Here is a 19,557-nt window from a genome sequence, read left to right as displayed (position 1 = left end):
ATGAGTGACGCCGTGGCTCCTGAGGCCTCCGCGGGTGTCGCGGCTTCCGCGGCGGAGGGCTCGGAGCCGCCGATCGAGCTGCCCGGGGTGGCCGACCCGGAGTCGCCGGTCGCGGAATCGATGGTCGAGTCAGGCAAGGGCTTCAACGTCCACCTGGTCAACTTCGAGGGTCCGTTCGACCTGCTGCTGCAGCTGATCAGCAAGCACAAGCTGGACATCACCGAGATCGCGTTGTCGGTGATCACGGACGAGTTCATCGCGCACATCAAGGCGCTGGGCGCGGAGTGGGATCTGGACCAGGCGTCGGAGTTCCTGCTGATCGCGGCGACGTTGCTGGATCTCAAGGCGGCCCGGTTGCTGCCGCAGGGTGACGTCGAGGACCAGGAGGACCTGGCGCTGCTGGAGGCGCGGGACCTGCTGTTCGCGCGGCTGTTGCAGTACCGCGCGTTCAAGCTGATCGCGGCGCTGATGCAGTCGCGGATGGCGGAGGAGGCCAAGCGTTTCCCCCGGGCCGTGGGGATGGAGGCGCGGTTCGCGGACTTGCTGCCTGAGGTGCTGCTGGGTGTTGACCCGGCCGGGTTGGCGGCGTTGGCTGCGCGGGCGTTGGCGCCGAAGGCGGCCGTAGTACCGGAGGGTGTTTCGCTGGCGCACCTGCATGCGCCGGCTGTCACCGTGCGCGAGCAGGCGGCGGTGATCATCGATCGGTTGCGGCGGCAGCGCAGTACTACGTTCCGGATGCTGGTGTCGGACTCGCCGGACACGGTGACGACGGTGTGCCGGTTCCTGGCGTTGCTGGAGCTGTTCCGGGAGGCGGCGGTCACCTTCGACCAGGAGACGCCGCTGGGGGAGTTGACGATCGTCTGGACCGGTACCGACGAAGGCGACATCGCGGTCGGCGACGAGTTCGACGAGGTACCGGCTCCCGCCGACGAGGACGGCGAGGCGCCGGTCGTCCCCGACGAGGCCGACTTCCTCGAGCCCGGCGAGGAGCTCACCGAGCCGGACGAAGACCCCCAGCCTGTACCTGAGTCAGAGCCCGTACCTGAGCCAGACACCGAGCCCGGATCCGGGCCCGAGGAGCACGAGACGGTGGAGCAGTGACCGACAACCAGACCGAGACCGACCTCCAGGAATCCGCCGACGCCGCCACAGCCGACGCCCTGGCCTCCGTCACCACCACCGAAACAGCCGACTCCGTCGAAGCCGTGCAGGCCACCGAAGAACCCACTGCGGACGAGCAGGCCGACGACGTACCGGCTGACGACAAGCCCGCCGAAGACGCGTCCGCTGAGGACGTACCGGTGGAGGGCGAGGCTGCCGACGATGCGACCGCCGAGGGTGTGGCGGTAGACGAGGCGTCTGCTGAGGGTGTGCCTGCGGAGGGGGATGTTGGGGCGCTGCTGGATGAGGTGCTGGACGACGTCGTGGTTGGTGAGGACGCGATTGATGACGTCACCATGCGGCGGGCGTTGGAAGCGATTTTGATGGTGTCCGATGAGCCGTTGCCGGTGCTGGCGATGGCTAAGACTGTTGGACGTACCGTCGCGGATGTGTCAGCGGCGCTGGTGGGGTTGTCGGGGGAGTACACCGAGCAGGGGCGTGGGTTCGACCTGCGTGAGGTCGGTGGTGGGTGGCGGTACTACACGCGGGAGGACACCGCGCAGTACGTCGAGGGCTATGTACTTGAGGGGCAGCAAGCGCGCCTGACGCAGGCAGCGCTCGAGACGCTCGCGGTGGTCGCGTACAAGCAGCCGGTCAGCCGGGCACGCGTCTCCGCCATCCGCGGCGTGAACGTCGACGGCGTCATGCGCACCCTGATCAGTCGAGGCCTCCTAGAAGAAGCCGGCCCCGACACCGAGTCACAGTCCACCCTGTACCGCACCACCTCGTACTTCCTGGAACGCATGGGCATGCAGTCCCTCGACGACCTCCCCGAGCTGGCTCCGTACCTCCCTGAGATGGACGACATGGAGGAAGAACTAGCCGCCCAAGCAGCAGCCTCCGCCGAGCCCAGCACCTCCGAGGACGACCCCACCACCTCGGAGGACGACGCCCCCCTCGAGAACGACCTAGCACCCCCCACCCCGTCCACCGCCGAGACCGACGACGAGCCGACCGACGACGAGCCCACCGACGAAGCCGAGCCGACCGACGGTGTCGTGCTGGCCGACGATGTCGAGCTGGCCGACGACGAGCCGACCAACGAGGCGGAGCTGGCCGACGCCAGGTCAGCCGACGAGGACGAGCCGACCGACGAGGACGAGCTGGACGACGCCGAGGTTGAGTCGAGCGACGAGGCCGAGCCGGCCGACGCGGTCGAGCTGGACGATGCCGAGGTCGAGTTGAGCGACGAGGTTGGGTCGACCGGCGGCGCCGAGGCGAGCGATGAGGACGAGCCCGCTGAGGAAGCTGGGTCGGGTGCGGGCGACCTTGATGCGGGTGGGGTTGTGGTTGAGGACGAGACTGTGGATGGGCCCGGTTTGGGTGGTAGTGGCGAGAGCAAGAGTGGGACTGATGACTGACGAGCACGATCAGGGTGACGGCGCCGGCGAGAGCGGGGAGTCGGGGATCCGGTTGCAGAAGGCGCTGGCGCAGGCGGGGATCGCGAGCCGGCGTGGGTCGGAGATCCTGATCGAGCAGCGCCGGGTCGAGGTCGATGGCCAGGTGGTGACCGAGTTCGGTACCCGGGTCGACCCGGCCGTCTCGGTGATCCGCGTGGACGGCGTACGGATCCCGCCGATCACCGCACACGTCTACCTCGTGCTCAACAAGCCACGCGGCGTCGTCACCACGATGTCCGACCCGCAAGGCCGTCCGTGCGTCGCCGACTACGTGCACGACCGCCCCGAGCGGTTGTTCCACATCGGCCGGCTCGACACCGACACCGAGGGCCTGCTGCTGCTCACCAATCACGGTGAGTTCGCGCATCGCCTCGCGCACCCGTCGTACGAGGTCTCCAAGACGTACGTCGCCGAGGTAGAGGGCAACGTCAAGCCGCAGGTCCTCCGCCGGCTCACCGACGGCCTCACCCTCGACGACGGATTCGCGCAGGCCGACACCGTCCGCGAGATGACCAGCGTCAAGGGCCGCACGCTGATCCAGATGACCCTGCACGAGGGCCGCAACCGCATCGTCCGCCGCATGTTCGACGCCATCGGCCACCCGGTCAAACGCCTCACCCGTACCGCCATCGGCCCGGTCCGCCGCGGCAACCTCCACACCGGCGAACTCCGCGAACTGGACGCCAAGGAACTAGGCCAGCTCCTCGACCTCGTCGACCTCTGACAGACCCGAACCGCCACCACACACCAATGGCGCCTGCCTCCAGCCGGCTGTCTGTCGAGCCCTGCTGGAAGGGTTGTGCGGCAACGAAGCGGTGACGGCGCGCCTGAGACGCGACCCGATTGTCGGAACGGGGTCGTAGGGTGGGAACTGTGAACCGGCGAATCTTCGGCCTGGAGAACGAGTACGGAGTCACCTGCACTTTTCGCGGTCAGCGCCGACTGACCCCCGATGAGGTGGCCCGGTACTTGTTTCGGCGCGTCGTGTCCTGGGGGCGGAGCAGCAACGTCTTCCTCCGCAACGGGGCGCGGCTCTACCTCGACGTGGGCTCCCACCCGGAGTACGCGACCGGCGAGTGCGACTCGGTCACCGACCTGATAGCGCACGACAAGGCAGGCGAGCGGATCCTCGAGGGTCTGCTCGTCGACGCGCAGAAGCGGCTGCACGACGAGGGCATCTTCGGCGACGTCTACCTGTTCAAGAACAACACCGACTCGGCCGGCAACAGCTACGGCTGCCACGAGAACTACCTGGTCAGCCGGCATGGTGACTTCGCCAAGCTGGCCGACGTACTGATCCCGTTCCTGGTCACCCGGCAGCTGATCTGCGGCGCCGGCAAGGTGCTGCAGACGCCCCGCGGCGCGGTGTACTCCGTCAGCCAGCGCGCCGAGCACATCTGGGAAGGCGTCTCCAGCGCGACGACGCGGTCCCGCCCGATCATCAACACCCGCGACGAGCCGCACGCGGACGCCGAGCGGTTCCGCCGGCTGCACGTGATCGTCGGCGACTCGAACATGTCCGAGACCACGATGCTGCTGAAGGTCGCCAGTACCGACCTGGTGCTGCGGATGATCGAGGCCGGCATCGTGATGCGCGACCTCACCCTGGACAACCCGATCCGGGCGATCCGCGAGATCAGCCACGACATGACCGGGCGCCGCGAGGTCCGGCTGGCCAACGGCCGCGAGGCCAGCGCGCTCGACATCCAGGGCGAGTACCTGACCAAGGCCCGCGACTTCGTCGACCGCCGCGAGCTCGGCACGCCGGCCGTCGAGCGGGCGCTGAACCTGTGGGAGCGCTGCCTGAAGGCGATCGAGTCCGGCGACCTGTCCGGGATCGAGCGCGAGATCGACTGGGTGATCAAGTACCGGCTGATCGAGCGGTACCGCCAGCAGAACAACCTCGGTCTGGCCAGCCCGCGGGTCGCTCAGCTCGACCTGGCGTACCACGACATCCACCGCCCGCGCGGGCTGTACTACCTGCTCGAGCGCAAGGGCGCGGTCACCCGGGTGGTCGACGACCTGCGCGTCTTCGAGGCCAAGTCGGTACCGCCGCAGACGACCCGGGCGCGGTTGCGCGGCGAGTTCATCAAGCGGGCCCAGGAGCGCCGCCGCGACTTCACCGTCGACTGGGTGCACCTGAAGCTCAACGACCAGGCCCAGCGGACCGTTCTGTGCAAGGACCCGTTCAAGTCCCACGACGAGCGCGTGGAGAAGCTCATCGCGAGCATGTGACGTGGCTGTACGCCGTATCCGTGGTTGCTGTGAGCCGCCTGGGAGTCTCCTGGGCGGCCGCCAGCAACGCTGCGTGACGTGATCGAACGGTGACTGAGGTGCCTGGTCTGCGGCTTGTCCGTGCAGGCTAGGGTGGGCGAGTTCATCTGGCCGTATATCCAGGCGGGCCCGCCGACGGCAGGGCCGTGCCGTGAGATTTCGAGGTGCTCGTTCGTGCGCAAGTTGTTGAGTCTGGTCGCGGTGCTGGCCCTGGGGACGTCCCTGGCCGCCTGCGGCTCCGATGATTCCAAAGCCGGGGGCGACTTCGGCAAGATCGGGATCAAGGCCACCGAGGAGTTCGGTAAGAAGCCGGCCGTCACCCACAAGGACGGGGACCCGGACAAGGCCCTGCAGACCGAGGTCCTCAAGGAGGGCGACGGTCCCGAGGTCAAGAAGGGTGAGCTGCTCACCGCGAACTACCTCGGCCAGATCTGGCGCGACGGCAAGGTCTTCGACAACTCCTACGACCGCGGTGCGCCGTCGTCGTTCCCGATCGGGATCGGCGGCGTGATCGCCGGCTGGGACGAGGCACTGGTCGGCAAGAAGGTCGGCAGCCGCGTGCTGATGACGATCCCGCCGGACAAGGGCTACAAGGAGCAGGGCAACACCGACGCGGGCATCAAGGGTGACGACACCCTGATCTTCGTCGTCGATCTGGTCGGCGTGGCCGGCAACGACACCAAGCTCGACGCCGACCCGGTCGCCTCCGCGGCGACGCCGTTCAAGGTCACCGGCGAGCTGAACGCGGCGCCGACGCTGGTCGTGCCGAAGGGCACCAAGGCTCCGGCCAAGCCCGGCAAGCCCGTCATCATCGCCACCGGCAAGGGCAAGCCGATCGAGAAGGGCAGCCAGCTGGTCGGCCGCTACGTCGTCTACGACTACACCGGCAAGAAGCAGGCGAGCACCTGGGACCCGCAGCCGGCCTCGCAGACCGCACCGGCCCAGCCCGGCCTCCCGACCGACAAGCTCCAGGTCGGCCCCGGCCCGAACGGGCAGGCAGGCGCACTGGACGGCCTGGCCGGTATGCCGGTCGGCAGCCGCGTCCTGGTCGAGCTGCCCCCGGGCAAGGACGACAAGGGCAAGGTCACGAGCCCCGCGGCGATCGCGATCCTCGACATCCTGAACGCCTTCCCGGCACCCAAGCAGCAGTAACACTCTGCACCCAGTGATGGGGGTGGGGCGACGGTACTTCGGTATCGCCACCCCACCCCCATTCCTTGTGGGTCAACGCTTGAACCAGCGATTCGCGTCCGGCTGGTACATCAGCACGACCCCGCTGATCACCGCCATCACGTGAACGCTGCGGATCACCGCGAACGCGACGAAGCTCGCGCTGACGTCGATCGCACTGAAGTCGCCGTTGCCCAGCAGCCACACGACCGGGCCGACGATCAACGTCGCCATCCCGATCACACCAAGCAGGACAGCCAGCAGCTGGCGCGACCAGTTGCGCCCCAGCCGGAAGTACTTGTCGATCACGACGAACAGCCCGCCGTACACGATGGCGCGAAACGCAACCTGCGCAACCAACGCCCCCCACGCCACCGATCCGTCAAGCGCCCCGATCACCCCAAGTACCGACTCGGCCACGCCCGCCCCAACAGCCAGCAACCACGCCCCCGTCGCCGCCCGAACCGCTACCGGCGGCCCCATCCGGACGGTGTCGTGAATCGTGAGTTCCCGCTGCGTGGTTGCCATGCTTCCACTGTGGCCGCCACACCCTCCGGCTTCAGGAGTACTGACTCCCCGATCCAGGTGGTGGTACGTCCACCAGCCGTGCCGCATGCCGACCGGCTGCGGCGGCGGCTTCGAAGTAGGCGCGGTCTGCGTCTAGGGCTCGGCCCATGGTCGACAGCTTGACCGGGGAGGCGGCTAGGGCTTCGTACAAGCCGTCTACTGAGACTCGTACGACTCGGTGGCGGGCCTTGAGGGGTTCGGCGGCGTCTCTGACGGCGTCGCCGAACTTGCCGTCCAGGTCCGGTACTACGACGTCCGCCGGCTGCAGCGCCACCCGCCCGTACGCCGTGAGGCTGTGATGCGAGATGCCCCGGTGCCGTGGACGCGGGTCGGCCTCGGAGATCCGGAGCGACGCCACGGCCCGCCCACCCAGCGTGCCGACCGCGTTGACCGCCTCGCCCGACTGGACGCCGGAGAAGCCCCAGCGGGTACCAGTACCGAGGTTGCCCGGCCCCTGCGTCAGTACGACCACCTCGGCCGCCAACACGTGTACTGCGGTCAGCAAGCCGGTGTGGACGGTCACGGCCTCCCGGTCGCCGCCATACGCCTGCCCGACGGTCACAGTCCCGCCAAGCCACCCGGCATCCCGCAGTGCCGAGACAGTGCGCGAGAACGCCAGCGGCAACGCGCCCCCATCCGTCATCACGTAGACAACGCGAGTACCGGGCCGGGCCTCGAACACTCCAGCCAGTACTGCGGGCAGCGCGGAATGCAGGTCAGCCACCACGACCGGCGTACCGAAGAGGTCGTCGGCATCCCGTAGTACTGCATGGTCGGGCGAGTCCTGCTCGTCGGCCCCGAGCACCATGGACTGTAGGGGCGTGTAGCGGGCCTTGACCAGGTGCCCTGTCTCCGGCGGATCCGCTGGCAGCCGGTCGGGGATGGCGACGACCAGTGCGTAGCCCCCGGTGCCCAGGCCCCGGTCGAGAGCGCCCACATTGAGCAGCACTCGATCCCCCACGACGGGGGAGCCCACCAGGTCCGGGTAGGCCAGCGACCGGACATCCCGGTCACCGACCACCACAGTCAGCTCCTGCGCCCCGGTCCAACTCCGCCCGAGCGCACTAACGATTCCTTCACGCCACCGCATCACACGGTGACTGTAGTGCCCCGAGTCCGCTCAGGAGCCGCAGTCGAAGACGTGGTGATCCTGGTGATAGACCCGGCCCGAGTCCGACAGCCCGACGGCGTAGCCGGGACCGGCCTGGCGATCGGGTTGCCCGCGACGGATGAAGCTGGTGGACGTAGGTGCTCCGGAGGGCGTCCTGGTGATCGCAAAATCCCCACCGGCGCTCACCTCGCCGCCGCGAGCTGTACCTGCAGCAGGCCGATCGACGCGAGGGCAAGCACGGTCAACCCGGCGGTGGGTTTTTTCATGGCAGGACTGTGGCAGCGCTCAGGGTCACCGACAATCTTTTCGGGTGCCGTCGAAGGTTAGAACACATGTTCGCGCCGATCACCCCGTAAGGTGGTCGGGTGTCGGCGCGGAAGAGTGAGCGGCTGCTCAATGTGGTGATCTGCCTGCTGGTCGCGCGCACCTACGTGACCAAGGAGCGGATCCGCGAGGTCGTCGAGGGGTACGCGGGGCAGACCGACGACGCCTTCGAGAAGATGTTCGAGCGTGACAAGGACGAGTTGCGCGACCTCGGCATCCCGATCGAGATGGGCACCATCGACAAGTTCTTCTCCGATGACGTCGGCTACCGGATCCGTCGCGACGTCTTCGAGCTGCCCGAAGTGCACCTGGAGCCGGACGAGGCCGCAGTACTGGGCGTCGCCGCGCGCGTCTGGCAGCACGCCAGCCTGGCCGAGGCGACCACGTCGGCCGTGCTCAAGCTCAAGGCCGCCGGGATCCAGACCGACCAGTCGGCGCTGAGCGCGATCGAGCCGCACGTCGGCGCGTCCGAGCCGGCCTTCGATCCGATGTGGTCCGCCGTCGTGAGCCGTACGGCGGTCCGGTTCGAACACACCCGCAGCGGCGGCAAGGAGTCGACCACCCGCACGCTCGAGCCGTGGGGCATCGTCTCCTGGCACGGCCGCTGGTACGTCGTGGGCCGTGACCGCGATCGCGAGGCGACCCGGATGTTCCGGCTCTCCCGGATCGGCGGCAACGTCAAGACGGTCGGCCCGCCGAACGCGTTCACAGTGCCCGAGGGCACCGACATCCGCTCGCTGGTCAGCGAACTCGCACCACCGCGGCCGACCTCCGAGGCGAAGGTCAGGGCCCGTACCGGCTCAGCCGTCAGCCTGCGCCGCCGGTCGAACGCGATCGAGCCGTACGAAGAAGGCTGGGACCTGTTGCATGTCCCGTACGCCGACGCCGAGGTGCTGGCCGAGGAGATCGCGTCTCTCGGGCCGGATGCCGTCGTCGAGGGCCCGGGCGATGTACTGGACGGCGTACTCCGGCGCCTGCGCACGGTCGCGGGAGTCTCCGTATGAGCAATGCGCGCGACCAGGTGCAGCGGTTGCTCGCCCTGGTGCCTTATCTGCGTGAGAACGACGGCGCCCGGGTCGATGACGTCGCCGCGGAGTTCGGCGTACGGCCGAAGCAGATCATCGCGGACCTGAAGGTGCTTTGGTTCTGCGGGCTGCCCGGCGCCCAGATGGGCGATCTGATCGAGATCGACATCGACGCGGCCGAAGGTGACGGGGTGATCCACCTCAACAACGCCGACTACCTGGCCCGCCCGCTGCGGCTGGCGGCCGACGAGGCCCTTGCCCTGCTGACCGCGCTGCGGACGCTGCGCGACGTGACGGCTGGCCAGGATCGGGACGCGGTCGACCGGGCCATCGCCAAGCTGGAGAAGGCCGCCGGGGAGGGCGCCGCCGCGATCGAGGGCTCCGCCGCCCACGTCCACGTCGAGCCCGCCGCACCGGAGATCGCCGACCTGGTCAACCGGGCGCTGGCCGGGAAGCGACGCATGCACCTCACGTACGACGTACCGTCGCGCGACGAGACGACCGAGCGAGACGTCGACCCGATGCGGCTGGTGGTCTCCGAGGGCCGCAGCTACCTGGAGGCCTGGTGCCGCCTGGCGGAGGACGTCCGCCTCTTCCGCCTGGACCGGATCGCCGCCGCCAAGCTCCTCGACCTACCCAGCGAACCCCCGCCCGAGGCGACTCCACGCGACCTATCTAACGGGATGTTCCAGCCTTCGGAGCAGGACCTGCTGGCGACGGTGAAGCTGGAGCCACCGGCCCGCTGGGTCGCCGAGTACTACCCGATGGAGTCGGTCGAGGAGAGCTCCGGCAACTCCCTGACCGTCAAACTCCGCGTAGCCGACACCGCCTGGCTCCAACGCCTGATCCTCCGCCTAGGCGGCACCGCCACAGTCCTGGACCCCCAAGACCTAGGCAAACAAATAGCCGAAACAGCCCGCGAGGCCCTCTCCGCCTACGACGACCAACTCTCCTAACCCGTACGCGGGGGCTGTCTGGTTGCGGTGCAGCGCGCCTTGAGTGGTAACAAACTTGCACCTGGCGACGAATAGTTTCCAGCTAGGCCGCGATCCCCGGCTAGCTCGGACGGTCCGGCGGCTGATGCGTTGGCGGGGCTGAGATGCGAACGCGCACTAACGCCGCTGGGTGTCCCCTGGCAGCTGTGTGGGTAGCGAAGACGAACCAACACGCCATCACGCCGGTGCAGCGCGAGCCCGGTACGCCGGTACGCCCAGCCGCCAGTGGTTCGGGTGGGCTCCGTTGGTGGGGCGCGACGCGAGTACGGGTGGGGGTAGGCGCCATGCGGACGCCTGCGACGCGAGTACGGGTTGGGGGATGCGCCAGTGGGGGTCAGCGTTTGGAGAGTTCTTCTTCCATGGGGGAGGGGCGGCGGCCTCGGGGGGTGATGCGGACGCCGGCTAGCCAGGTGGTCCAGCGGTTGGCTTCGGTCTCGATTGCGGCGGCTGTTTCGCGGCCTACGTCGTCGAGGAGCTGGTAGCGGACGTCGCCTGACTCGGGCTGGCCCCAGCCGCCGACGATTCGGCCGTTGGCCCAGACGGACGGGCCGATGTTGCCGGTGGAGTCGAACATTCGGGACTTGTGCTCGCCCAGGTACCAGGCGCGGTCCTTCCAGCCCATCGGCGTCGGGTCCAGCGCGGGTAGGAAAGCCACCCACGGCTCCGGTTCCTCGGTAGGTGCTTCGTCCCCGGGCAGTACGTAGCCAATAGAACCGTCCAGGTCGACCTCTACCGCCTCGACTGCGGCAAGGGCCTTGCGGGTCTGGCCTAGGGTCCAGCCGCTCCACCACTGGAGGTCTGCGGAGGTACCGGGGCCGAACGTACCCAGCCAGGCCCGCGCGAGAGTCGTGCGGGCGTCGTCGGCGGACAGCTTGTCGCCGAGGCCGTCGGGCAGCCAGTTCTCGACTGGTGACCACTGGTGCTGGCCGCTCAACCAGGTGCCGAGCGGCCGGCCTCGCACGATCCGCCCCTCGGCCGAGAGCTGGAAGAGCACCCGGCTCGTCACGTACGGCTGAGCCGCGTACGACTTGCCGGGAGCCATCGCGAGCCGGCTGCGCAGGCGGGGCTCGTCAGCGGACAACTCCTGCGCCGTCGCCGACCCACGCAGGGTGAGGGCGGTCGCCGTCGACTCCTCGACAGCCCGCAACCACTTCGCGCACTCCTCCGTGTTGGCCGCGATCCCGGCCTCCTCGAGGTGCTTGACCAGCAACTTGCGCTGCCGCACCGCGATGTCGTCGGTGCAGGCAGCCTGTACCACCGACGCGAACGAGGTCGGTACGACGAACACCGTTCGCCGCATCCCGAGCATCCGGATCAGCGTGCGCTCGTCGTACAGGGCGCGCTCGGTACCGGCCACCTCGCTGCCCGGTACCCGCGCGGCGATCGACAGGTGGACCGTCGCCGGGTCGGTCGCGTGCAGTACCACCATCGAAGCGGCCGCCTCGACCGGATCCGCCGCCTGCGCCGACCCCGCCAATCGATGTCGCCGCCCGAGCCGCGCCCGCCGTTCCCCGACCGAAATCCGTTCCATCACTGTCCCCCTGGAGTCTCTGCTTCCTCTGTTCTTACCATCACGTTCCGACACCGTTGTCCACAGTGACGGGCCGCGGGGGAGGGTGGTGACCGGGAACCGGATAGGCTCGGGGTCATGTATTGGCTCTTGCTCTTCTTGGGCGTGGTGGCGGTGTGGATCCTGGTCCTCGTGCTGCTTGCTCGGAAGCTGTGGGGTCAGGCCAAGGCACTGACACGTGAGTTGGTAACCGCCCAGTCCAAGCTCGAGGACGCGCAGTCGGAGGCAAGGTCCGCCCGGACCGCTGAGGACGCACAAGCTCGGGCGTAGTATCGGCGCTCACGGTTGAGCCACGAGTAGAAGTCGGTAGGGAGTTTCGTCATGATTCCGTCTCTCGGAATGCCTCAGGGCGCGGAGTGGCTCGTCATTCTCGCGATCGTCGTGCTGCTGTTCGGGTCGGCCAAGCTGCCGGCCCTGGTGAAGCAGCTCGGCAAGTCGAAGAAGATCTGGGAAGAGGAGGTCGGCCCGTCGTCCCGCAAGAAGGAGGGTGAGCTGACCGAGGGCACCCAGGCGCCGACCCAGCCGGTCAACCCGCCGGTGCAGGCACCCAGCCAGCAGCCGAACGGTCAGGCCCCGGGCGACGGCTTGCCGCCGACCCACACGGCCAACTGAGTCACGCGCACCACCTGTGACGATGGTGAGGCTCGGACGACGGAAAGAACCCCGCCGCCCGAAGGACGAAGAGGGTCGGATGACCCTGCGCGAGCACATTGTCGAGCTCCGTAACCGGCTGCTCATCAGCGTGCTCGCGATCGTGATCGGCACTGTCGCGGCGTGGTTCATCTACGACGAGGCGTTCAGGCTGCTGACCCAGCCGTTCCAGGAGAGCGTTCGGCAGCTGAACCCCGGGATCGACGAGACGAAGCCGATCCTGACCCTGAACGGGGTCGGCGACGCGCTGACCTTCCAGATCAAGGTCTCGGCGCTGATCGGTCTGGTGGTCTCCAGCCCCGTCTGGCTGTACCAGCTGTGGGCGTTCATCGCGCCTGGGCTGCACCGCAGCGAGAAGAAGTGGGCGATGCTGTTCGCCGGGCTCGCGGCGCCACTGTTCGCAGGTGGCATGGCGGTGGCCTACTGGACGCTGCCGAAGGGCATCGCGATCCTGATCAGCTTCACGCCGCACTCGGTGCAGAACCTGATCGAGATCCCGCACTACCTGGACTTCGTGATCCGCACGATGCTGGTCTTCGGGATCGCGTTCCTGATCCCGCTGGTCGTCGTCCTGCTGAACATGCTCGGCCTGGTGCCCGCCTCGGCGCTGGCCAAGTTCCGGCCGTACATCATCCTGGTGATCTTCGTCTTCGCCGCCGTCGCGACCCCGAGCGGTGACCCGTTCACCATGTGCCTGCTGGCGATCCCGATGTGCCTGCTGTTCTTCATCGCCGAGATCATCTGCCGGATCAACGACAAACGCCGGGGCCGCAAGGCCGAAGAGCTGCTGGCCGACTGATGAGCCGCAAGATCGCGCTGGTGGTCAACCCCACCAGCGGCAGAGGGCTGGGCGCCCGGGTCGCTCCGGTGGTCCGCGCCGAGCTGGAGGCCGGCGGGCTGACCGTCGACGAGTACACGACGACCTGCGCCGAGGACGTCGGCCGGATCTCGGCCGAGGTGGTCGCCTCCGGTGCGGACGGAGTCGCGCTGGTCGGCGGCGACGGCACGGTCCATCTGGGTGCCCAGGTGCTGGCCAAGTCGGGCATGCCGTTCGGCGTGATCCCGGCTGGCACGGGCAATGACTTCGCCCGCGGTATCGGCGTACCGCTGAAGGATCCGAAGGCTGCGGCCGCGCTGATCGTCAGGGGCCAGACCCGCGCGGTCGACCTCGCGACGGCCAAGGACGAGTACATCACCACGGTCGTTGCCGGTGGCTTCGACTCGTTGGTGAACAAGCGGGCCAACGCGATGACGTGGCCGAAGGGCAACGCGCGCTACACGCTCGCGACCTTTGCCGAGTTGCGTACGTTCAGTCCGATCTCGTACGTCGTCACCGTCGACGACCAGGTGCTCGAGACCGACGCGATGCTGGTCGCGGTCGGTACCGGCCCGACGTACGGCGGGGGACTGCAGATCTGCGCCGGCGCCGGGATCGACGACGGCCTGCTCGACATCACGATCATCAAACCGGTGTCGCGGCTGACCCTGCTGCAGATGTTCCCGAAGTTGTCCAAGGGCACCCACCTCGGCCACCCAGCGGTGCACACCCTGCGCGGCCGCTCGGTCCGGCTCGAGTCGCCCGGCGTCACGGCGTACGCGGACGGCGAGATCCTCGGCCCGCTCCCGGTCGACATCGGCATCGCGGCCGGCGCACTCACGGTGTTCGCCTGACGGGAGGGCGGGACACCCCGTCCGAACCGGTTAATTCTCCTCAATCACTGAACGAATTTCACCGATCTCTGTTCGTCACCGGTTTTGTCTGATAGGAAAGCTTCCTAACAGATAAACACCCTCGACGCCCCTCGGAGGAGATTCGTGTTCAACGCCCCCACGAGCACCAAGAGCACCACCCGCCGGCTGACCGGCATCTTGCTGGGCCTCGCCGTCGCTGCCGCCCCGGCGACCGCGTACGCCTCGCCGCTGCTGGAGCACAGCAACGCCCCGCACGCCCAGAGCAGCGTGCAGGCAGTCGGGCTGGACGACCCGGCGAAGAAGGAGATCGCCATGAAGATCGTGTCCAGCGCGGAGAACTCCTCGCTGGACTGGAAGGCGCAGTACAAGTACATCGAGGACATCGACGACGGCCGCGGCTACACGGCCGGCATCATCGGGTTCTGCTCCGGTACCGGCGACATGCTCGACCTGGTGAAGCTGTACAAGCAGAAGAAGCCGGGCAACGTCCTGCAGAAGTACCTGCCCGCTCTGGAGAACGTCGACGGCACCGACTCGCACGAGGGTCTCGACCCGAACTACACCAAGGACTGGAAGACCGCCGCCAGCGACTCGGTCTTCAAGGCCGCGCAGGACAGCGAGCGCGACCGGGTGTACTTCAACCCGTCGGTGAGCCAGGGCAAGGCTGACGGCGTCGGCGTACTCGGCCAGTTCATGTACTACGACGCGATCGTCATGCACGGTGGCGGCAACGACGGCACCAGCTTCGGCGGCATCCGCAAGCGCGCCCTGACCAAGGCCAAGCCGCCGGCCCAGGGCGGTAACGAGACCACCTGGCTGAACGCCTTCCTCGACGCCCGCGTCTGGGCGATGAAGCAGGAGGAGGCGCACAGCGACACCAGCCGGGTCGACACCGCCCAGCGCGTGTTCCTCCGCAACGGCAACCTCAACCTCAACACCCCGCTGGACTGGAAGGTCTACGGAGACGCCTTCCACATCAGCTGACAGAGTCACATCAGCTGACCCTGACCGGCTGATGAAACCTCCGCACCCCGAGTGTCCCCGGGGTGCGGAGGTTTTGTTTGTACTACGCCATCAGGCGAAGGTATCCACAGGTACGACTCCTTGCGTGCTCTTTTCGTCCGGCCGGTCTAGCACCGGCAGCAGGCGATCGAGCCAGGCCGGGATCCACCAGTTGGCGTTGCCCAGCAGCTTCATTGCCGCCGGCACCAAAAGCATCCGGACGATGGTCGCGTCGATGAAGATCGCGACCGCCAATCCGAGCCCGAACATCTTGGCCGACGGGTCGTTGCTCAGTACGAAGCCGAGGAAGACCGAGACCATGATCAGCGCGGCCGACGTGATCAGCCGTCCCGTGGTCGCGATGCCGTGCACGACCGAGCCGTCGCTGTCCCCGGTCCGCAGGTACTCCTCGCGGATCCGGGTCAGCAGGAACACCTCGTAATCCATCGACAGCCCGAACAGGATCGCGAACATGAACATCGGGATGAAGGGCACGATCGGCACCGTCGACTCCAGCCCGATCAGGTCCGCGCCCCAGCCCCACTGGAACACCATCACCATCACCCCGAACGAGGCGCCGATGCTGAGCAGGTTCATCAGCGCCGCCTTGAGCGGTACGACGATCGACCGGAACACCACGGTGAGCAGCAGGATCGATAACAGGATCACCGCGCCGACGAAGACCGGCAGGCGATCGTTGACCTTGGCACCGACATCGGCGAAGCTCGCCGTCTGCCCACCGACATGAGCCGACGCCGGGCTGTCCCGTAGTACCGAAGGAAAGACGTCGGTACGCAGGCGCCTCACCGTTTCCAGCGTCGCATCGTCCTGCGGTCCAGTGGTCGGGAACGCGACGAGCGTTGCCACCCCGGCAGCGACATTCACATCGGGCGGGGCGACGGCGGCGATGCCCTTGTCGGCAACCACCGCGTCAAGCAGAGGCTCGACCACAGAAGCGTCCCGAGAGATGTCCACGGCAATCACCAACGGCCCGTTGATACCAGGACCGAACCCCGCGGCGATCAAGTCGTACGCCCGCCGCTCGGTCCGCGTAGCAGGAAGCGCGCCCTCATCAGGCGTACCGACCTGAAGCGCCAGCACCGGAGCGGCGATCGCCAGCAACGCGACAACCGAACCGACGAGATACGCAACGGCGTTCCGCGACACGTGCCGAGCCCAACGCTCCCAGCCGCCCGTTCGTACGGTGACGCGCCGTACTGCGAGCCGGTTGATCCAATGGCCCGCCAACCCCAGGAACGCCGGCAACAAGGTGATCGAGGCAACGACCATGATCAGCACGATGATCGCGACCGCGATCCCACCCGCGGTCATGAACGGTACGCCGGCAACCGCCAGCCCGAGAATCGCGATCACCACCGTCCCGCCCGCGAACACCACCGCCTGCCCAGCAGTGGCGACCGCCCGCCCAGCCGACTCCTCGACGGTCAGTCCTGAGGACAAGTACTCGCGATGCCGCGTGACCAGAAACAACGCGTAGTCGATCCCCACCCCGAGCCCGACCATGCTCCCGATCACCGGCGCCCAGCTGGGAATGTCGATCAGGTACGTCACCAGCGACATCGAACTGATCCCGAGCGCCAGCCCGAACAACGCCAGCCCGATCGGCAACCCCATCGCGATCAGCGACCCGAAGGTCACCAGCAGGATGAGGATCGCGACCAGCAGCCCGAGCCCTTCGCCAAGACCCGTCTCGGGCACCTCGAAGACGAAGAAGAGATCGCCACCCAGCTCGATCCGGAGCGCAGGAGGCACCTGGCCGGCGAACTCCTTGAGGTTCTCCAGATCGCCAGGACCCAGCTTCTCCTCGACCGGGTACTGAAGCCGGATGACCGCGACGCGCCCATCGGCCGAGATCTGTGGGTCCCCGGCGTCCAGCACATTGGGCAGCTCGGCCGCCCCAGCCCGGACGTTGCCCAAAGCAGCCCGCGGCCCCGAGTCGGAGAACGTCGCCTGACCGTCAGCAGGCGTAAGCACGACCTTCGCCGTCAGCCCGGCATCGTTCGACCGGGCGAGCAGGTCGGTGGCCTTCTGTGAGTCGAGCCCCGGCGCTCCCATCGAGTCCGACAGCTTCTGGCCGAAGACGCCGGCGGCCGCGATCACGAGCAGGGAGACGACGAGCCACGTGCCGATCACCGTCCACGGTCGGCGGGCGGCGTACCGGCCCAGTTTGTACAGCGCGTGCGACATCATCGGGGATCTCCTTCAGCGGCCCAGGGACAGTGGACTCAGCGTCGCGAGATCCGGGCGAGGGCACCTCGGGAGAAGGGCCGGAGTCGGCTCGGCCGGACGGCTGACCCAGGACCCGTACTTTGGGCCGATACCTGGAGCGCCGAGGGTGTCTACTGTGAGGTCATGTTGAGAAACGCGCTCCGCTCGCTCTGGGCAGAACCGCGTGCTCCCCAGGCACCCCGGCGAGTCTGGCGGGACTGGGTACTCGTCGGCCTGCTGTTGCCGACGGCCATCCTGGAGGGGATCCTCCGGGATCACCTGGTGTGGCGGCCGGTTGCGCTGCTGATCGCCGTGGGCACCGTGCTCGCACTGCTTTGGCGGCGTACCTCTCCGTTCGAGGTCGTGGCCGGCGTGTTCGGCACCCTGATCCTCCTGAGCACAGTGGTTCTGCTCAGCGGCCAGGAGTCAGTGGGGCTGTACATGATGATCTGCGTGATCCTGCTCCCGTACTCCTTGTTTCGCTGGGGATCCGGCCGGGAGATCGGGATCGGGCTGGTCTTCATCCTGGGTGCCTTGGTGCTCGGGCTCGCGGCCGACCCCACCGGCCTGGTCGACTCCATCTTCGGGAGCATGTTCCTGCTCTTCCCGGCGACGGTCGGTATCGCGGTCCGGTACTGGACTTCCTCGCGGGTCCGTGAGTTGGACCAGATGAGGCTCCGCGAGCGTGAGCAACTGGCCCGCGAGTTGCACGACACGGTCGCTCACCACGTCTCGGCCATCGTCATCCGGGCGCAGGCCGGCCGGGTTGTCGCCGCGACCGATCCGAAGGCGGCAGTGGACGCCTTGTCCATCATCGAGTCGGAGGCTTCCCGCACGCTGGCGGAGATGCGCGTCATGGTCGCCGGACTCCGCCAGGACGAGGCGGCCGCGATGGCTCCGCAGCCGGGCGTGGCCGACCTCGAGCAACTCGCTCATGGAAGCCGGCTCCACGTCGATGTGGAGTTGTCGGGTGACCTCGACGATCTCGGGCCGTCGGTCGGCGCCGCTCTCTACCGGATAGCCCAGGAGTCGATCACGAACGCCGTCCGCCATGCCCGCGCTGCCACCCGCGTCGACGTCCGGGTGGCCGGCGAGCGCGACTCCGTACGCCTGACCATCCAGGACGATGGCGAGGCAGGCTCGGCCGGGCCGGTCGGCTACGGTCTGGTCGGTATGACGGAGCGAGCAGCCCTCCTCGGAGGCTCCTTCGAGGCGGGCCCCGGCGACGACCGGGGATGGACCGTGAAAGCAGTGCTACCGAGGACGACCAGATGACTGCCGAGGACGGCCAGATGATCCGGGTACTCGTCGCCGACGACCAGGAACTCGTCTGCACCGGGCTGACGATGATCCTGTCGGTGCAACCCGGTATTGAGGTGGTCGGTCAGGCCGCCGACGGCCGTGAGGCGGTCGAACTCGCCCGCCGGCTGCGCCCAGACGTGTGTCTGTTCGACATCCGGATGCCCGGGATGGACGGGATCGCGGCCACTCGTGAACTCGCCGGACCGAACGTCGAGAACCCGCTCGCGGTCGTCGTGATCACCACCTTCGACCTCGACGAGTACGTCCACGGCGCGCTCAAGGCCGGGGCTCGCGGCTTCCTGCTCAAGGACGCCGGTCCCGAACTCCTGGTCCAGGCGATCCATGCCGCCGCCGACGGCGAGGCGCTGATCGCCCCGAAGATCACTGCCCGCCTACTCGCGGCCTTCTCCGACACCCGGCTCGGCCGGCCGCCTGCTCAACCCGTCGAGCCGCTGACCGGCCGCGAGGAGCAGATCCTGCTCACCGTCGCCCAGGGCCGCACCAACTCCGAGATCGCCGGCGACCTCCACATCAGCCTCAGCACGGTCAAGACCCACCTCACCAGCATCATGACCAAACTCGGCGCCCGGAACCGGGTCGAACTCGTCATGTGGGCCTACGAAACCCACCGAGTCCAGCGCTGATCGTCGACAGCAGGTTGGCCAGGTCTTCGATCGATTGATCGGGCAACGTTGAGCCGATCAGCGTGGCGAGTTCGGCCTCGACCGTAGGCGTCGCGGCGGTCAGGATCTCCCGGCCCTCCGGCGTCGCTTCGACCAGCGAGGAGCGGCGGTCGTCGGGGTTGGCCGTCCGGTGGCAACGACCGGCAGCTTCGAGCCGGTCGACCCCTTTGCTGGTGGCGCCGACCGTGATGGCGAACTCCTGAGCAAGGTCCTGCACCCGCGTCGTCCCGCTCGCCACGATGAAGCGCAGGAACTCGAACTGGCCCAGCGGCAGGTCGTGCTCCGCCTTCAGCCGGGCGTCGAGCGCGTTGTAGAGCCGCGTCTCCAGCCGGACCAGGTCCGAGAACAGCGACGTGAGGTCGGTCACAAAATGATCCCGCTTCTTGGGAATTAGCTTCCTA

Annotated in this window: 19 protein-coding genes; 14 read left to right on the top strand and 5 right to left on the bottom strand. The window is 67.9% G+C overall.

Going from position 1 to position 19,557, the window contains the following annotated elements; translation table 11 throughout:
* From OHA70_RS39585 to OHA70_RS39565, 5 genes are all read left to right on the top strand, one after another.
* Window positions 1–1,101, top strand: coding sequence for a segregation/condensation protein A (locus OHA70_RS39585; protein WP_328327014.1), 1,101 nt, complete (start codon window positions 1–3; stop codon window positions 1,099–1,101).
* Window positions 1,098–2,522, top strand: a complete 1,425-nt coding sequence (scpB, locus tag OHA70_RS39580) for an SMC-Scp complex subunit ScpB (protein ID WP_328327011.1) — start codon at window positions 1,098–1,100, stop codon at window positions 2,520–2,522. The genes OHA70_RS39585 and scpB overlap by 4 nt, the downstream gene beginning before the upstream one ends.
* The gene (locus OHA70_RS39575) at window positions 2,515–3,285 is read left to right on the top strand and encodes a pseudouridine synthase (protein ID WP_328327009.1); all 771 of its coding nucleotides are present in this window, start codon (window positions 2,515–2,517) and stop codon (window positions 3,283–3,285) included. The genes scpB and OHA70_RS39575 overlap by 8 nt, the downstream gene beginning before the upstream one ends.
* 149 nt (window positions 3,286–3,434) lie before the next feature.
* Window positions 3,435–4,796 carry a Pup--protein ligase gene (gene pafA / locus OHA70_RS39570; RefSeq protein WP_020386528.1) on the top strand — a complete coding sequence of 454 codons (1,362 nt, stop codon included), beginning with the start codon at window positions 3,435–3,437 and terminating at the stop codon, window positions 4,794–4,796.
* Window positions 4,797–5,009: 213 nt separating this feature from the next.
* Window positions 5,010–5,987, top strand: a complete 978-nt coding sequence (locus OHA70_RS39565; RefSeq protein ID WP_328327005.1) for an FKBP-type peptidyl-prolyl cis-trans isomerase — start codon at window positions 5,010–5,012, stop codon at window positions 5,985–5,987.
* A gap of 72 nt (window positions 5,988–6,059) precedes the next feature.
* Here OHA70_RS39565 and OHA70_RS39560 read toward each other — a convergent pair whose 3' ends face one another.
* Complete coding sequence (locus OHA70_RS39560) at window positions 6,060–6,533, bottom strand: hypothetical protein (protein WP_328327003.1); 474 nt, start codon at window positions 6,531–6,533, stop codon at window positions 6,060–6,062.
* A 31-nt stretch (window positions 6,534–6,564) separates the two neighbouring features.
* Window positions 6,565–7,662 carry a DUF3866 family protein gene (locus OHA70_RS39555; protein WP_328335317.1) on the bottom strand — a complete coding sequence of 366 codons (1,098 nt, stop codon included), beginning with the start codon at window positions 7,660–7,662 and terminating at the stop codon, window positions 6,565–6,567.
* Between the two features lie 386 nt (window positions 7,663–8,048).
* Between OHA70_RS39555 and OHA70_RS39550 the strand changes: the two genes are divergently transcribed.
* Window positions 8,049–9,011, top strand: a complete 963-nt coding sequence (locus OHA70_RS39550; RefSeq protein ID WP_328327001.1) for a helix-turn-helix transcriptional regulator — start codon at window positions 8,049–8,051, stop codon at window positions 9,009–9,011.
* Entirely contained in the window at window positions 9,008–9,988 is a 981-nt protein-coding gene (locus tag OHA70_RS39545; protein ID WP_328326999.1) for a helix-turn-helix transcriptional regulator, read from the top strand. The genes OHA70_RS39550 and OHA70_RS39545 overlap by 4 nt, the downstream gene beginning before the upstream one ends.
* Window positions 9,989–10,361: 373 nt before the next feature.
* Here the strand turns inward: OHA70_RS39545 and OHA70_RS39540 are convergent, their stop codons facing one another.
* Window positions 10,362–11,558 (bottom strand): winged helix DNA-binding domain-containing protein, encoded by a 1,197-nt coding sequence (locus OHA70_RS39540; RefSeq protein ID WP_328326997.1) that lies wholly within the window; start codon window positions 11,556–11,558, stop codon window positions 10,362–10,364.
* Window positions 11,559–11,675: 117 nt separating this feature from the next.
* Between OHA70_RS39540 and OHA70_RS39535 the strand changes: the two genes are divergently transcribed.
* The 5 genes from OHA70_RS39535 to OHA70_RS39515 all read left to right on the top strand — a co-directional run bounded on the left by OHA70_RS39535 (window position 11,676) and on the right by OHA70_RS39515 (window position 14,924).
* Window positions 11,676–11,867: a hypothetical protein gene (locus OHA70_RS39535; protein ID WP_328326995.1), complete on the top strand. Its 192-nt coding sequence runs from the start codon at window positions 11,676–11,678 to the stop codon at window positions 11,865–11,867.
* A gap of 51 nt (window positions 11,868–11,918) precedes the next feature.
* Window positions 11,919–12,209 carry a twin-arginine translocase TatA/TatE family subunit gene (locus OHA70_RS39530; RefSeq protein WP_328326993.1) on the top strand — a complete coding sequence of 97 codons (291 nt, stop codon included), beginning with the start codon at window positions 11,919–11,921 and terminating at the stop codon, window positions 12,207–12,209.
* Between the two features lie 79 nt (window positions 12,210–12,288).
* A complete protein-coding gene (tatC, locus tag OHA70_RS39525) occupies window positions 12,289–13,047 on the top strand; it encodes a twin-arginine translocase subunit TatC (protein WP_328326991.1) in 759 nt (252 codons plus the stop codon).
* A complete protein-coding gene (locus OHA70_RS39520) occupies window positions 13,047–13,919 on the top strand; it encodes a diacylglycerol/lipid kinase family protein (RefSeq protein ID WP_328326989.1) in 873 nt (290 codons plus the stop codon). Before tatC ends, OHA70_RS39520 begins: the two co-directional genes overlap by 1 nt.
* A 144-nt stretch (window positions 13,920–14,063) precedes the next feature.
* Complete coding sequence (locus tag OHA70_RS39515) at window positions 14,064–14,924, top strand: chitosanase (protein WP_328326987.1); 861 nt, start codon at window positions 14,064–14,066, stop codon at window positions 14,922–14,924.
* A gap of 90 nt (window positions 14,925–15,014) precedes the next feature.
* On the opposite strand, the gene OHA70_RS39510 is transcribed toward OHA70_RS39515, so the two are convergent.
* Window positions 15,015–17,153 (bottom strand): MMPL family transporter, encoded by a 2,139-nt coding sequence (locus tag OHA70_RS39510; RefSeq protein WP_328326985.1) that lies wholly within the window; start codon window positions 17,151–17,153, stop codon window positions 15,015–15,017.
* Window positions 17,154–17,315: 162 nt separating this feature from the next.
* On the opposite strand from OHA70_RS39510, the gene OHA70_RS39505 reads away from it, so the two are divergent.
* Both OHA70_RS39505 and OHA70_RS39500 read left to right on the top strand, forming a co-directional pair.
* Entirely contained in the window at window positions 17,316–18,446 is a 1,131-nt protein-coding gene (locus OHA70_RS39505; RefSeq protein ID WP_328326983.1) for a sensor histidine kinase, read from the top strand.
* Complete coding sequence (locus tag OHA70_RS39500) at window positions 18,443–19,117, top strand: response regulator transcription factor (RefSeq protein WP_328326981.1); 675 nt, start codon at window positions 18,443–18,445, stop codon at window positions 19,115–19,117. The genes OHA70_RS39505 and OHA70_RS39500 overlap by 4 nt, the downstream gene beginning before the upstream one ends.
* On the opposite strand, the gene OHA70_RS39495 is transcribed toward OHA70_RS39500, so the two are convergent.
* Window positions 19,080–19,523, bottom strand: a complete 444-nt coding sequence (locus OHA70_RS39495) for a MarR family winged helix-turn-helix transcriptional regulator (protein ID WP_328326979.1) — start codon at window positions 19,521–19,523, stop codon at window positions 19,080–19,082. The genes OHA70_RS39500 and OHA70_RS39495 overlap by 38 nt on opposite strands.
* Window positions 19,524–19,557: the final 34 nt, after the last annotated feature.

The organism is Kribbella sp. NBC_00382, assembly GCF_036067295.1.
Classification (GTDB): Bacteria; Actinomycetota; Actinomycetes; order Propionibacteriales; family Kribbellaceae; genus Kribbella.
Note: the sequence above shows the minus strand (reverse complement) of the source record. Positions and strands in the feature narration are given on the sequence as shown.